This window comes from Pseudomonas sp. R1-6 (assembly GCF_051132115.1).
Lineage (GTDB): Bacteria > Pseudomonadota > Gammaproteobacteria > Pseudomonadales > Pseudomonadaceae > Aquipseudomonas.
In genome coordinates, this window is sequence record NZ_CP071662.1 from 5,492,629 (window position 1) to 5,507,617 (window position 14,989).

Genomic DNA, 14,989 nt, shown 5'->3' on the forward strand with positions numbered 1-14,989 from the left:
AAATCAGTCTTTTAGACGAAGGAGGTCCACAGATTCCGATTCGGTGGGTAATATTCGATCAGAATGGACCATGCAACTTGCCCGATTTTTCTGACACTAATCATCATCATTCATTAAGGAGCGTAGGAAAGATGGAATCCGCCACCGAGCATCAAGGCCGCATTCTGCTGGTAGACGACGAGTCCGCCATCCTGCGTACCTTCCGTTATTGCCTGGAAGACGAGGGCTATAGCGTCGCTACCGCCAACAGTGCCGCACAGGCCGAAGCCTTGCTGCAACGCCAGGTATTCGACTTGTGCTTCCTGGATCTGCGCCTGGGCGAAGACAACGGTCTCGACGTATTGGGACAGATGCGAATCCAGGCACCCTGGATGCGCGTCGTTATCGTGACAGCTCATTCCGCCGTGGACACGGCCGTCGATGCGATCCAGGCCGGCGCCGCCGATTATCTGGTCAAGCCTTGCAGCCCGGACCAACTGCGGCTGGCGACCGCCAAGCAACTGGAGGTACGCCAACTGTCCGCCAGGCTCGAAGCCCTGGAAGGAGAAATGCGTAAGCCTAAGGACGGCCTGGACTCCCACAGCCCAGCGATGAAGGTTGTCCTCGAAACCGCTCGGCAGGTTGCCAGCACGGACGCCAATATCCTGATCCTCGGCGAGTCCGGCACCGGGAAAGGCGAACTGGCGCGGGCGATCCACGGCTGGAGCAAGCGCGCGAAGAAGTCCTGCGTCACCATCAACTGCCCATCGCTGACCACCGAGCTGATGGAAAGCGAGTTGTTCGGCCACAGCCGCGGCGCGTTCACGGGTGCCAGCGAAAGCACGCTGGGGCGGGTCAACCAAGCGGACGGCGGCACGCTGTTTCTAGACGAAATTGGCGATTTTCCCCTCGCGTTGCAGCCAAAATTGCTGCGTTTCATCCAAGACAAGGAATACGAGCGGGTTGGCGATCCGGTGACCCGACGTGCCGACGTCCGCATCCTCGCCGCCACCAACCTCAATCTGGAGGACATGGTGCGCGATGGACGGTTTCGCGAGGACCTCTTGTACCGCCTGAACGTCATTACCCTGCACCTGCCACCCCTGCGCGAACGCGCCGAGGACATCCTGACCCTCGCCGATCGCTTCCTGGCGCGCTTCGTCAAAGAATACGCCCGTCCGGCACGGGGCTTCAGCGATGAGGCACGCGAAGCGCTGCTAGGCTACCGCTGGCCGGGCAACATTCGCGAGCTGCGCAACGTGGTCGAGCGCGCCAGCATCATCTGCCCTCAGGAGAAGGTTGAAATCAGTCACTTGGGCATGGCCGAGCAACCGATCAACAACGCTCCGCGTATCGGTGCCGCGCTGAGTCTCGACGAACTGGAGAAGGCGCACATCGGTGCAGTGCTCGCCACTGCCGACACCCTTGACCAGGCCGCCAAGACCCTGGGCATCGACGCGTCCACGCTGTATCGCAAACGCAAGCAATACAACCTGTGAGCAGCACCTTATGAAACTGGCGATGAAGCTGCGCACACGGTTGTTCCTCAGCATTTCGGCGCTGATCACAGTGGCGCTGCTAGGGCTATTGCTGGGACTGGTCAGCGTAATGCAGATGGCCAACACCCAAGAACAATCCGTTCGCGACAACTTCGTGCTGCTGGACCTGGGCCTCAAGCTCCGTCAGACACTGGGCGACCAGTTGATGATCATGCTCGACGAAACCCCCAACCTGGCGGCGCTGGAAGCGTCCAAGCGCCAGTATTTCGAGTTGCTGGACGAAGGCATCGCTCAGGAACAGCGATCGGACGAACCCGCCACCAGCTTCAGCCGCGCCAGAGCCGACTACATCAGCTTTCTCGCGGCTTTCGATGCTTCTCTGCAGCAACCCAAACATCTTGCCAACATTCAGGCGCTCACCGATAAGTTCAACGTATTACGTGGAGGCTTGATCGAGGGCTATCGCCATGCCCTGAACAAAATCAGCGAAACCCAGGACCGCGCCCGCGAACGTGCTCTATTGATTTCAGGCCTGCTGGGGCTGGTGGGGCTGGCGGTGCTGATCATCGGCTTCGTGACGGCCCATGGCATCGCCCGGCGCTTTGGCGCGCCGATCGAGGCGTTGGTCGCGGCGGCTGACGATATAGGTCAAGGCAATTTCGAAGTGACGCTGCCAATCTCCTCGGCGGCGGAGCTGAACTTGCTGAGCCGGCGCTTCGGCATCATGGCCCAGGCGCTGCGCGAACATCAGGCGACCAATGTGGAGGAGCTACTCGCCGGCCAGCAACGCCTGCAAGCGGTACTCGACAGCATTGACGATGGCTTGTTGATGATTGACCGCCAAGGTCGGCTCGAGCATCTCAACCCCGTGGCGCAACGCCAATTGGGCTGGGACCAGGAGCGACTGGGACAAGGGCTCGGGGAAGCGCTTGGACGGGTCGAGCTGGACGACGAGTTGCAGCTGGTCATGCGCGGCGGCACACAAGAGCGGGCGCCGGACGACCTGAGCATCGAAGTCGATGGCGAGTCGCGTGTGCTGACCTACAGCCTCACGCCGGTCATCCATACCCAAGGGCAGATTCTCGGCGCGGTGATGGTGCTGCATGACGTCACCGAGCAACGCGCCTTCGAACGGGTGCGCAGTGAATTCGTCCTGCGGGCCTCCCACGAATTGCGCACCCCCGTGACTGGCATGCACATGGCCTTCGGACTGCTGCAGGAGCGCATGCATTTTCCTCGAGAGTCCCGTGAAGCGGATCTACTCAATACCGTCAACGAGGAAATGCAGCGGTTGATGCAGCTCATCAATGACTTGCTCAACTTCTCTCGCTACCAGAACGGCTTGCAGAAACTCACCCTGGCGCCATGCTCCATCGAAGAACTGTTGGAAGCCGCCAGGATGCGCTTTGCCGCACAAGCGCAAGCGAAAGGTATCGAATTACTCGTCGAGATCCAGGGTCCGCTGCCGCGCCTGCATGCCGATGCGGCGCAACTGGACCGAGTGCTGGACAACCTCATCGATAACGCGATGCGCCACACCAACGATGACGGCCAGATCCGATTGCAAGCCCGACGCCATGGCGAACGGGTAATCATCAGCGTCGAAGATAACGGCGAGGGGATTGCTTATGGCCAGCAAGGACGGATCTTCGAACCCTTCGTCCAGGTTGGGCGCAAAAAGGGCGGCGCCGGCCTCGGCCTGGCCCTGTGCAAGGAGATCGTCCAGCTTCACGGAGGACGTATGGGCGTGTACTCAAGGCCAGGGCAGGGCACCCAGTTCTACATGGCCCTGACGGTCTGAGGGCGCTTCACGCCTCATCATCCATGCGTCGCCCGACTAGACGGCGACCGCGAGTGATCAACTCGATGAGCTGCACCGCGCTGAGCGCGTGGGCAAACAACCATCCCTGACCGAACTTCACGCCCTCGCTGCTCAAATAAGACGCCTGTGCCTCGTGCTCGATGCCTTCGGCGATGACCTTGAGCTCCAGCGCGTGGGCCATGCGGATGATGTGCGGGGCCACGCCACTGCTGGCGGCGTCGTGCCCCAGCGCGTCGATGAACGCCTTGTCGATCTTCAGGCAATCCACCGGCAGTGTCTGCAAGTAAGCCAGGCTGCAATAGCCGGTGCCGAAGTCATCGATCAATACCTGATGCCCTACGTCGCGCAACGATTGCAGGTTATCGCGAGCGACGAGCACGTCGACCAGGCCACGCTCGGTGACTTCGAAGGCAATCTGGTGCGCCGACACACGATGCATCGCCAGCAGCCGGGCGATCACATCGCCGATGCGCGGCACCATCACGTCGCAGGCCGCCAGGTTCACGGAAATGTAGAGGTGCGGATTGGCCCGCAACAGCTGGCCCAACTGGTCGAACAACCGCTGGAGGACAAAATCGGTGATCTGGCGGATCTGCCCGGTGTCCTCCGCCATCGGAATAAACAGATCCGGGCTGGTCAGGGTGCCGTCCGGCCGGCGCCAGCGCAGCAAGGCCTCGGCGCCTACGCAGTTGCGGCTGTGCAGATCGAAGATCGGTTGATAGAGCACCTGCAACTCGCCGCGTCGGATAGCACCGTGCAACTCGGCATCCATGGACTGACGCTGGCGCGCGAGTAAAAAGACTTGGAAACCAATGCCCAGCCCCAGCACCAGGCTGATAGGCAGCATCCACCAGGCGTTAGCCGGAATGCGTACGCCGTTACGGGGCGCAATCAGCACCAATTGGTATTCCGGGTTATCGGTCGGCATTCGGTAGATCAACCGATGCTTGGTGACTTGCAAAGCGTTTTTGCTTTTCGGTGGCCACGGCTCCGTCGGTGGCCAGCGCTGTTCGGTGCCTAGGACTGGAATGGCCCGCTCGCCAGCATCCAGGACGACGAGCAGGCTGCTGCCCGGCGGCAGGTCGACCACATCGGTCAGGTGGCCGCGAGACGTTGCCACTCGGAAATTTCCGCGCCCCAACATCAACGCAGCACGGTTCTCGTCGGGCTCCGTGGTGGTATTGAGCCAATAGCTGTAGGCGGGGCCCCGCAAGTCAGGCGCTCGTGCCAGCGACAAAGCGCTCTGGCGCGGACGACTGGAGCACATGCCGGAGCTGTCGATATAAGCCGCCTCGTAGACGAAGCGATAATTGAAACTCACCTGCTGCAAGGTGGCGATCATGTCGTCGTTACAGCCACGCAGCGGTTGTGCCTGCAGGTCATCGAGGCTTTCGCGCAGTTGGCCGAAAAGTTGTTCCAGGCGCTGCAGGAAACGCTCGCCTTGGGCATTCATCTGATCGCTTTCACGCTGTTGGATCTGTTGCATGACGACAAACAGGCTGCCCGCCAGCAACAACACGGTACTTAGGGCAGCCGCCGTCATCGCCAGGAAAATAGGGCGATGGAGCCAGCTCTGCAGGGTTTCGCGCGCAGCCGTCATCATCAGTAATCCGAAAGTTACCAATGAGTTATAGCTTCTGTTTTGGATTTGGTTCGATTAGTCAGACGAGCGTCATTATTTTGTCTGATTGAGCACCTGCAAAATCGCCGCGCTTTGCGCGTCTGGCGAGCCATCGAACCGGGCCGGCCGGTAGCGCATCTGGAAGGCGGCCAGTACCTGGTGGGTGGCGACATCCCATTCGCCGGTGCGAGGTGTCGGGTAGCCAAGGCGGGCCAGCTCGGCCTGGAACCAACTCGCGGCCGGCAACTGATCGCCATAGGCAGCCTGCTGGCGCGCGACCGCTCCCTCGTCCGGCCAGACGCCCAGGCCTGCCTGCGCGAGTCGCTTCCAGGGAAACAACGGACCGGGATCCAGCTTGCGGTTGGGGGCAATGTCGCTATGGCCAATGATATTGACCGGGTTGATCGCGTTACGCCGGGTGATGTCCTTGAGCAAGGCGATCAACGATTGCACCTGAGCTTCGCTGTAGGGGTACCAGAGGCGGCCGGTTGCCGTGTCGATATAGCCCGGATTGACGATCTCGATCCCAATGGAGCTGGAGTTGAGCCAGGTCCGGCCTTGCCACTCGCTTTCCCCGGCGTGCCAGGCGCGCCGGTTTTCGTCCACCAGCTTGTAGATGGTCGCGTCCTTATCGTCCCCTATCAGGTAGTGAGCGCTGACTTCGCCGTGGGTCAGCAGGGACAACGAACGTTCAAGCGAAGCCGAGGTGTAGTGCACCACGATGTATTGGGCACGGCTGTCGTGGTTGACCGATGGATGGCTGGTATCGAGCCGGGGGCCGCTCGCACAACCGGCCAGTAGGAGCAGCGAAGCAAGAAGCGGGATAAGTTTCATGGCAAAGAACATGCACGCAGGAAGATAATGCAACAGTGTAACGTATCACCTAGGGATGATCCGATGCCCTTAATAAAATGGAACAATTGCTCAGCCTAGCTCCACTCGGTTACGCCCGGCATTTTTTGCCCGATACAACGCCTCATCGGCTCGTTTGAGCACCAGCTCGCTGCGTTCCCCCGGCTTGAAGGCCGTCATGCCCATCGACACCGTGATTGTCACTGGCTCGCCCTTGAAATGAAACGGACAGGCCTCGATGGCCGCGCGCAATACCTCGGCCAGTTTTGCGCCGGCCGCGAGAGGCGTGTCTGGCACCAGAAGGACGAACTCCTCGCCGCCAAAGCGGGCGATGAAGTCACTACCGCGGATACGCTTGCGCAGGACCGAGGCAATGAGCTTGAGTACACGGTCGCCGGCCAAGTGACCGTAGTTGTCATTGATCCGCTTGAAGTGATCGAGGTCGAGCATGGCGATCAACAGGCTATTGCCGTGCCGCTGCCACTGGTCGACTTCCCGTTCGAGACGCTCGCTCCAGGCTGCGCGGTTGGGCAGGCCGGTCAGCGGATCGATCAAGGCCTTTTGCCGCTGCTCCTCCAGGTTCTCGCGCACGATCAGAGCGTCCTGCTCCATCAACGCAACGCGCTCGGCCAGGCTTTTCAGGCGAATCGAAACGTCCTTCTCACGCTGGTCACGCTGCTTGCGATGTTCATCCATCGTACCCAGCAGCCCTTCCAAATGGTTTTCCAGCACTTGCTTGAGGCCTTCCAGGTCATCGGCTTGCTGCATGCTGCTCTGCAGGCCATCCACTTGCTCGCGGATCTGGGAGTCCATTTCCCTGGAGGCCGAAAGATTGTCGGCATGGTCATCGCTGGCGGCTTGCAGCGTGCTTTGGAATGACTCCAGACGATCGTTGAGTCGTTGCAGATAAGCTTCAAACTCGTGCTGGCCGCTGTCAGTGATCGCCAACATAAGCACCGCCAGATCGTCGAGGATCGGCAACAACTCATACCAGTTCAAACCGTTGCGCAAACGCTCTCGCATGGCTTCCGCCTGGGGCCGATGACGCTCGGGCAACGTCAGATCGCCAAGCAAGCCCAGCAGGGTGTCTTCGATATGCCTGGCGACCGAGCTGTAGGAGGGTTCCGGCGAGTCTGGCAGGGCGTAATGAGCCTCATCGGGATCGACCGATGCGGGGAGCTCGACGGGCTCTTCGACAGCAAGGGGTATTTCCTCAAGCGGCTGCGTTGACGCCTCTGGCACCAGCTCGTCCGGGTTTTCCAGCACGGTTCCGGGTTCGGCGTGCTCGGCGAGGACCGGGGATGGTTCGACGGCGGCCTGGGCTACCTGGGTGCTGGCTTCCAGCTCGGGCTGCGGTGCAGGCTCGTCTTGCGGTTCATCTGCCGGCTCCGTTACCGCGACCGGCCCCGTTTCTGGCACGGTGGCTGCGTGGTCTTGCTCCGCTAATGGGGTGGGGGCAGGTGCGATGGATACCGTCTCGACTGCCGGTTGCGCAGGCGCCAGCGCCGCGGCATCCGTCTCAGGCGTCGGGCTGGACCGGGTCGGCTCGGACGGCTGGGGCTGGACGGGCACCTCATCGTGACCGTGCCCACCGAACAGCCGTTGCAGCAGACCGGGCCGGCTCGGCTGATCCGGCGTTTCCAGCGCGCTCAGCGCCTTGCCCTGCAAGCCGCTCAATTCGCTGAGCAATAATGGGATTTCCCGCGCCTGGCCGACCCGGGCATCCAATTGCTTGGAGAACTTCTTCAATGGCCGGCTGACTTCCTTAGGCAGCGGCAAGGATTGCAACTGGGCGACCAACGCGGTCAACGCGGCGCTCATTTGGTCCACACGCGTCTCGCGACGCTGTTCGGAATCGAGTACGGCTTTCTCCAGGCGCGGCAGCAAGGCGGCGAGGGCGGCGTCCATGTCGTCGGTGCGCACCACCTCGCGCATCTCTTTCATGCACTGGTCTACGGCCCGGTCGGTACCCTCGGCGGCCAAGGTGCTGCGCACCAGGCCTCGACGCAGCAAGTCGAGCCGAGCGTCCCAGCGGCGCTCAAGCTTTTCCTGTTGTTCGATGCTCTTGAGGTACTTCTCTCTCCAGCGTTCGGCGTCGTCGCTCATTCATCGGGTCCGCAAGGGGAAGGACTCAGCGCAGGGAATGCGTCGGCCGTGAGCGAACCCGGCAGACGTATTTCGACCGCGACCGGCAGGTGATCGGAAATGGGCTGGGCCAATACTTCGACGCGTTCGAGGGTCAAGGTCGGGCTCAGCAGGATATGGTCCAGGCAGCGCTGGGGGCGCCAGCTGGGAAACGTGGCTTCGAGCTGCGGGGCGAGCAGGCCAAGGTCGCGCAGAGGCGACGTCTGGAGCAAGTCATTGGCGTGGGTGTTCATGTCGCCCATCAGCACCTGGTGCTTGTAGCCGCCGATCAGTTCGCGAATGTAGGCCAACTGCATCGTTCGGGTGCGAGCCCCGAGAGCCAAGTGCATCATCACCACAATCAGCGCCTCCGGACCTTCGCCGAAGCGCGCCAGGATCGCTCCACGCCCCTTGGGGCCTGGTAGCGGATGGTCTTCGATCGCCCACGGTCGCAGGCGACTCAGCACGCCGTTGCTGTGCTGGCCGAGCCGGCCGAGGTTGCGATTGAGTTGTTGGTACCAGTAGGGGAACGCACCAAGATGGGCAAGGTGTTCGACTTGATTGATGTAGCCGGAGCGCAGGCTTCCGCCATCGGCTTCCTGCAAGGCAACCAGGTCGAAGTCTTTCAGCAGGTCGCCTATCTTTTGCAGGTTACCGGCGCGTCCCGTATGGGGTAGCAGATGTTGCCAGCCCCGGGTCAGGTAGTGCCGGTAGCGCTCGGTGCTGATGCCGACCTGGATATTAAAACTGAGCAACCGCAGGCGGCTGTCCGCCGGCAGGCCCGTGGAGGCGACATGGTGCTCGTTGACCCGCGGTTCGTGCAGGCCAACGATGCGCTCGGTACTCCAGCGGGCCATGGCCGTGGGCCGGGCTTAGTTGGCAGCAGCCTTGGTGGCCGCTCGCTCTTTGGCGATCAGCGTGTCCGCCAGTTGCAGCGCTTCGTTCGCGCCGCCAGCGGAGCCGATGTCAAAGCGGTATTTGCCATTGACGACCATGGTCGGTACGCCGGTGATTTCGTATTTCTTCGCCAGCTCACGGGCCTTCTTGATCTGTCCCTGAATAGCAAAGGAATCAAACGTGGCCAGGAACTTATCCTTGTCGACGCCCTGGGTTGCGAGGAACTCAGCCATGTCTTCTTTCTTGGTGAGCTTCTTGCCTTCTTTCTGGATCGCGTTGAACACCGCAGCGTGAACCTGATGCTCGACGCCCATGGCCTCGAGGGTCAGGAACATCTGGCCGTGAGCGTCCCATGGGCCGCCGAACATGGCGGGAATGCGCACGAAATTCACGTCCGAAGGCAGCTTTTCAGCCCATGGATTGATCACAGGCTCGAATGCGTAGCAATGCGGGCAGCCGTACCAGAACAGCTCCACGACCTCGACCTTGCCAGGCACTGCTACCGGCACCGGGTTGGCCAATTCGACATAAGGCGCGGCGGGTGCTTCAGCTGCTTGGGCAGTCACGCCGAACAGGCTGGCGGCGACGAGCGCGGCGCTGATGATCAGATTACGCATGCTTTACTCCTGGACAAATGAGGTGGCCTCGCGAGGCGTGTTTTTCAGACAGGGCCCGGCGGGTTCAGTTTCGCTAGTGTAACGGCAGCGGCCACAAAAAAGGGCGGCCAAAGCCACCCTTTTGATGTTTGCATCGATAGATTAATCGGGCGTTAACGTTGCAAGAGATGTCCCCCTTGCAACGGCCTCAGTGCAGGCCCTGGATGTAGCTGGAAACGGCCGCGATGTCTTCGTCGCTCAGCTTGCGAGCAATCGTACGCATGGTCATCGCGTCGCCATCGTTGGCGCGACCACCTTCTTCCTTGCGGAAATCGGTGAGTTGCTTGGTGATGTACTGGGCATGCTGGCCGCCCAGGTGTGGGAAACCGGCAGCGGCATTGCCCTTGCCGTCAGGGGAGTGGCACCCGGTGCAGGCTGGGAGGCCTTTTTCCAGGTTGCCACCGCGGAACAGCGCTTCGCCGCGAGCCACTAGTTTTGGATCGGCGGCGCCAACGCTGCCCTTCTGGCTGGCGAAATACGCCGCGAGGTCCGCCAGATCCTGATCGTTCAGGTTGTTCAGCAGGCCGGTCATTTCCAGGACGACACGCTTGCCATCCCTGATTTCCTTCAGCTGCTTGGTCAGGTAGCGCTCACCCTGGCCCGCCAGTTTTGGAAAGTTGGGCGCCATGCTATTGCCATCCGGACCGTGGCAGGCCCCGCATACGGCCGCTTTCGCCTGACCGGCGGCGGCATCGCCAGCGGCGTGGGCTACGCCGGTTATCCCCAAGGTCAACAGCAGACTCACGATCAGTTTGTTCATCAGCTAATCCAACTACGGCTAAGGGTTAAGAGTTATGGACCGGGCTTACTCGCTCATCCACTGGATGATGGCTTGGTAATCCTCGGCACTGCAGTCCATGCACAAACCACGCGGCGGCATCGCCTTGAAACCCTGGGTCACGTGTTGCACCAGCGTCCCCATACCTTTCGCCAACCTCGGCGTCCAAGCTTCCTGGTCACCCTTGCGAGGCGCCATGGGTAGTTGGCCGGAATGACAGGCACCACAAACACGGTTGTACACAGCTTCCGGATCCTGTGTAGCCTGAGCGCTGTAAAGCGGCATCAAGACACCGGCAGCTAGCAGCCATTTCGTCATAAAACGACCTTTTCAGGGTTGGGAACGAGCTGCGTTCTGATGCGCAATTCAGTTCTATCGCTCCCGTGAGCTTCATCCTACGCTGGGACAAAGCGCACACAAAATCTGCGGCATTATATACTGGCGTCACTGAAACGGAAACGACACAGCTTGCCGCGTCCATTCCCGACGCCGCCCACATCGGAAATCCCATGCAACTGAAGAACCCCATCCTTGGCCTGTGCCAACAGTCCACCTTCATGCTCAGCGCTGCCAAAGTCGATCAATGCCCTGACGACGAAGGTTTCGAAGTGGCTTTCGCCGGACGTTCCAACGCTGGCAAGTCCAGCGCGCTGAACACCCTGACCCATGCAAGCCTGGCGCGCACCTCGAAAACCCCGGGTCGCACACAGCTCTTGAACTTCTTCAAGCTAGACGATGAACGCCGTTTGGTCGACCTGCCGGGCTACGGTTATGCCAAGGTGCCAATCCCGCTCAAGCAGCACTGGCAACGACACCTGGAAGCTTACCTGGGTAGCCGCGAGAGTTTGAAAGGCCTGATTCTGATGATGGATATCCGCCATCCGATGACCGACTTCGACCTGCTGATGCTCGATTGGGCCGTTGCCAGCGGCATGCCGATGCACATCGTGCTGACCAAGGCCGACAAGCTCACTTACGGCGCGGCAAAGAACACCCTGCTCAAAGTGCAATCGGAGATCCGTAAGGGTTGGGGCGACACGATTACTATCCAGTTGTTCTCTGCCCCCAAGCGCATGGGGCTGGAAGAGGCCTACACGGTATTGGCCGATTGGATGGAGCTGGCGGACAAGGGCGGCGAGGCGGCTGAATAGCCAAATCGCAGGCAAAAAAAACCCCGGACTTCGTATGGGGAGGGGGAAGTTCGGGGTCCAAGTTCCGGACCGCTAGGGCGGGGTCCAGATATCTGCCAACACTTAACACAACATAGGAGCATTGAAGGGCTTCACCAGCCATTCAGAATCTCTGAGTGGTAATTCACAACTTTAGTTCAGATTATTTTGGAAATAACTGTAGGAAATTTCAGAGCTAACGAGGCCACGCCTGGGTTTGCGATGATTCAATGCGGTATCGATTGCCTGGGCTGACGCTATCGCGAGCTTGCTCGCGATGGCCATATCCCTATCCTTACACCAATCCCCTGTGGCGAGGGAGCTTGCTCCCGCTGGCCTGCGCCGCAGGCCCGTCCATTTTCCAGTAGACCGCATCGCCCGGTTTACGACTGCTGCGCAGCCGAGCGGGAGCAAGCTCCCTCGCCACAAGAGCTCGGAGGTTTCAGCACGGAGGAATCAGTGTGCCTCGTCCCAGTTATTGCCCACGCCCACTTCCACCAGCAGCGGCACGTCCAACTTAGCCGCGGCGCTCATGTGCTGGCGGATTTCCACACTCACCTGGTCGACCAAGTCTTCACGCACTTCCAGCACCAGTTCGTCGTGGACCTGCAGGATGACTTTCGCATCCAGCCCTGACGCGCTCAGCCAGCCATCCACGGCAACCATGGCTTTCTTGATGATGTCGGCCGCCGTGCCTTGCATCGGCGCGTTGATGGCGGTGCGCTCGGCGCCTTTGCGCAGGGCCGGGTTTTTCGCGTTGATGTCCGGCAGGTACAACCGGCGTCCGAAAATGGTTTCGACGAAACCTTGTTCGGCGGCCTGTGCGCGGGTGCGCTCCATGTACTCCAACACACCGGGATAACGGGTGAAGTAGCGATCGATGTAAGCCTGGGACTGCTTGCGATCGACACCGATCTGCTTGGCCAGGCCGAAGGCGCTCATGCCGTAGATCAAACCGAAATTGATTGCCTTGGCGCTGCGTCGTTGATCATGGGTCACCGCCTCCAGCTCTACGCCGAACACTTCGGCAGCAGTGGCGCGGTGCACGTCCAGGTCGTTGCGAAAGGCATGGAGCAGCCCTTCATCCTTAGCCAGGTGCGCCATGATCCGCAGCTCGATCTGCGAGTAGTCCGCCGCCAACAGCTTGTAGCCTTTGGGCGCGACGAATGCCTGACGAATCCGACGGCCTTCCGCGGTGCGGATAGGAATGTTCTGCAGGTTCGGGTCTATGGATGACAAACGCCCGGTCGCGGCGACGGCTTGCTGGTAGTTGGTATGGACGCGTCCGGTGCGGCTGTTGATCTGCTCCGGCAGGCGATCGGTGTAGGTGCTCTTGAGCTTGCTCAACGAGCGGTACTGCATCAGCACCTTGGGCAGCGGGTAATCCTGCTCCGCCAGCTCGGCAAGCACTGCTTCGGCGGTCGATGCCTGGCCCTTGGCGGTTTTGCTGAGCACCGGCAAGCCGAGCTTTTCGTACAGGATCACGCCCAATTGCTTGGGCGAGCCCAGGTTGAATTCCTCACCGGCAATGGCAAACGCCTCACGCTCCAGCGCCACCAGTTTGTCACCCAGCTCGACACTCTGTACGCCGAGCAGGTTGGCATCCACCAGCGCCCCTTGGCGCTCGATGCGCGCCAGGACCGGCATCAACGGCATTTCGATCTCGTTGAGCACCTTGCCCAGGCTTGGCGTGACGGCCAGTTTTTCTTGCAAGGCCTGGTGCAGGCGGAAGGTCACGTCGGCGTCTTCGGCCGCGTACGGGCCCGCCAGCTCAAGTGAAATCTGGTCGAAGCTCAGCTGTTTGACGCCTTTGCCGGCGATGTCCTGGATATCGGTCTTGCTCTGCCCCAGATATTTCAGCGCCAGGCTGTCCATATCGTGACGGGTCGCCGTGGAATCCAGTACGTAGGACTCCAGCATGGTGTCGAAGACGATGCCCTGCACCAGGATGCCGTTGTTTTGGTCGCCATCGATGGCGCAATTAGCCAGGATGTTGGTTTCGAACTTGGCATGCTGACCGACTTTGAGCTTGTGCGGATTTTCCAGCAAAGGCTTGAGCGCCTTGAGCACTGTGTCGCGATCCAATTGCTCCGGCACGCCCATGTAGGAATGGGTCAGCGGGATGTAGGCCGCCTCGAAAGGGGCCACGGAGAACGACAACCCCACCAGTTGAGAGTGCTGCGCATCCCCACCATTGGTTTGTGTCACCAGGGAAAACAGCGGCGCCTGCTCCAGCTTCGCCAGCCACGCATCGAAGCTGGCCTGGTCAAGGATGACCTCGTACTTCTTCTCGATACCCGCCGCCGGCTCTTCGTTGACTTCCACGATATCCTGGCCGGCACGCTTGGCGTCGCGCTGGTTCTCTTCGAACCAGCTCTTGAATTCCAGCAGCGTATACAACTCGGCGAGCTTTTCGTGATCCGGCGAGCCCATCTGCAGGTCGTCAAGGCCGATATCCAGGGGCACGTCTGTCTTGATGGTCGCCAGTTCGTAGGAAAGAAACGCCATTTCCTTGTGTTCTTCCAACTTGGCAGCCAACGTCTTGGCGCCGCGAATCGGCAGCGTGGCAACGATGTCCAGTTGCGCATACAGCTCGGTCAGGCCGCCGTTGACGCCTACCAACAGGCCGGACGCGGTCTTCGGTCCGATACCCGGAACGCCCGGGATGTTGTCGGAAGAATCGCCCATCAACGCCAGGTAATCGATGATCTGCTCTGGAGCGACGCCAAACTTCTCCTTCACGCCAGCCACGTCCAGCGCACTACCGGTCATCGTATTGACCAAGGTAATGTGCCCATCGACCAGTTGCGCCATGTCCTTGTCGCCAGTGGAGATCACCACGGGCCGGTCGGCGGCGGCACTGCTACGGGCCAGGGTGCCGATCACGTCGTCGGCTTCGACGTTGTCCACGCATAGCAGTGGGAAACCCAGGGCCTTGACGCTGGCGTGCAGCGGTTCGATCTGCACGCGCATGTCGTCGGGCATGCTTGGGCGGTTGGCTTTATATTCAGCGTACAGCGCATCGCGAAATGTCCCACCCTTTGCGTCGAATACCACCGCGAATGGGCTGTCCGGATACTGCTTGCGCAGGCTCTTGAGCATGTTCAGCACGCCCTTGACCGCACCGGTCGGCAGGCCTTTGGAGGTGGTCAGCGGTGGCAGCGCGTGAAAGGCGCGGTACAGATAAGAAGAACCGTCCACCAGGACGAGGGGGGCTTGGCTCATGAGCAGGATCAACCTTTTCGGCGGGTCCGGGGCTAGAATAGCGGGACCGTTGACGACAAAGGGACAAGGTTATCATGCGTACACTAAATCGCCTGTTACTCGCTGGTTTGTTTGCATTCACCCCGATAGCCGTCATGGCGGCGGATGACGCTCCCTCGGCGGACCCGGATGTCACCATCCGCACCGAAGGCGATAAAACCATCCAGGAATATCGGCAAAACGGCTTTTTGTACGCGATCAAGGTCACGCCCAAGAACGGCAAGCCTTATTTCCTGGTACGCGCCGACGGCACCGATGCAAATTTCATCCGCTCGGACCAGCCGGATATGCTGATCCCTTCGTGGAAAATCTTTGAGTGGTAATGCCG

General features: G+C 60.6%; 12 protein-coding genes. 4 read left to right on the top strand and 8 right to left on the bottom strand.

The window, feature by feature from the left end; all coding sequences use genetic code 11:
• Positions 1 to 131 precede the first annotated feature (131 nt).
• Together algB and J3P81_RS24600 are read left to right on the top strand one after the other, a co-directional pair.
• On the top strand, positions 132 to 1,478 hold the full coding sequence (gene algB / locus J3P81_RS24595) for a sigma-54-dependent response regulator transcription factor AlgB (RefSeq protein ID WP_420766015.1): 1,347 nt from the start codon (positions 132 to 134) through the stop codon (positions 1,476 to 1,478).
• A 10-nt stretch (positions 1,479 to 1,488) separates the two neighbouring features.
• Entirely contained in the window at positions 1,489 to 3,279 is a 1,791-nt protein-coding gene (locus tag J3P81_RS24600; protein ID WP_434561448.1) for an ATP-binding protein, read from the top strand.
• A 7-nt stretch (positions 3,280 to 3,286) separates the two neighbouring features.
• Here J3P81_RS24600 and J3P81_RS24605 read toward each other — a convergent pair whose 3' ends face one another.
• The 7 genes from J3P81_RS24605 to J3P81_RS24635 form a co-directional block, all read right to left on the bottom strand.
• Positions 3,287 to 4,900, bottom strand: a complete 1,614-nt coding sequence (locus tag J3P81_RS24605; protein WP_420766122.1) for an EAL domain-containing protein — start codon at positions 4,898 to 4,900, stop codon at positions 3,287 to 3,289.
• Positions 4,901 to 4,975: 75 nt separating this feature from the next.
• Complete coding sequence (locus tag J3P81_RS24610; RefSeq protein ID WP_434561450.1) at positions 4,976 to 5,755, bottom strand: N-acetylmuramoyl-L-alanine amidase; 780 nt, start codon at positions 5,753 to 5,755, stop codon at positions 4,976 to 4,978.
• Positions 5,756 to 5,845: 90 nt separating this feature from the next.
• Positions 5,846 to 7,879 (bottom strand): diguanylate cyclase, encoded by a 2,034-nt coding sequence (locus tag J3P81_RS24615; protein WP_434561452.1) that lies wholly within the window; start codon positions 7,877 to 7,879, stop codon positions 5,846 to 5,848.
• Positions 7,876 to 8,754 (bottom strand): endonuclease/exonuclease/phosphatase family protein, encoded by an 879-nt coding sequence (locus J3P81_RS24620; protein WP_420766019.1) that lies wholly within the window; start codon positions 8,752 to 8,754, stop codon positions 7,876 to 7,878. The genes J3P81_RS24615 and J3P81_RS24620 overlap by 4 nt, the downstream gene beginning before the upstream one ends.
• A gap of 15 nt (positions 8,755 to 8,769) precedes the next feature.
• Entirely contained in the window at positions 8,770 to 9,411 is a 642-nt protein-coding gene (locus J3P81_RS24625) for a thiol:disulfide interchange protein DsbA/DsbL (protein ID WP_420766020.1), read from the bottom strand.
• A gap of 187 nt (positions 9,412 to 9,598) precedes the next feature.
• A complete protein-coding gene (locus J3P81_RS24630; protein WP_420766021.1) occupies positions 9,599 to 10,210 on the bottom strand; it encodes a c-type cytochrome in 612 nt (203 codons plus the stop codon).
• Between the two features lie 45 nt (positions 10,211 to 10,255).
• On the bottom strand, positions 10,256 to 10,546 hold the full coding sequence (locus J3P81_RS24635) for a c-type cytochrome (RefSeq protein ID WP_420766022.1): 291 nt from the start codon (positions 10,544 to 10,546) through the stop codon (positions 10,256 to 10,258).
• 191 nt (positions 10,547 to 10,737) lie between these two features.
• Here J3P81_RS24635 and yihA point away from each other — a divergent pair, with 191 nt between their 5' ends.
• Positions 10,738 to 11,379, top strand: coding sequence for a ribosome biogenesis GTP-binding protein YihA/YsxC (gene yihA, locus J3P81_RS24640; RefSeq protein WP_434561454.1), 642 nt, complete (start codon positions 10,738 to 10,740; stop codon positions 11,377 to 11,379).
• A 474-nt stretch (positions 11,380 to 11,853) separates the two neighbouring features.
• On the opposite strand, the gene polA is transcribed toward yihA, so the two are convergent.
• On the bottom strand, positions 11,854 to 14,622 hold the full coding sequence (polA, locus tag J3P81_RS24645; RefSeq protein ID WP_434561456.1) for a DNA polymerase I: 2,769 nt from the start codon (positions 14,620 to 14,622) through the stop codon (positions 11,854 to 11,856).
• A gap of 74 nt (positions 14,623 to 14,696) precedes the next feature.
• Between polA and J3P81_RS24650 the strand changes: the two genes are divergently transcribed.
• Positions 14,697 to 14,984, top strand: coding sequence for a DUF2782 domain-containing protein (locus J3P81_RS24650; RefSeq protein WP_030138994.1), 288 nt, complete (start codon positions 14,697 to 14,699; stop codon positions 14,982 to 14,984).
• Positions 14,985 to 14,989 lie beyond the last annotated feature (5 nt).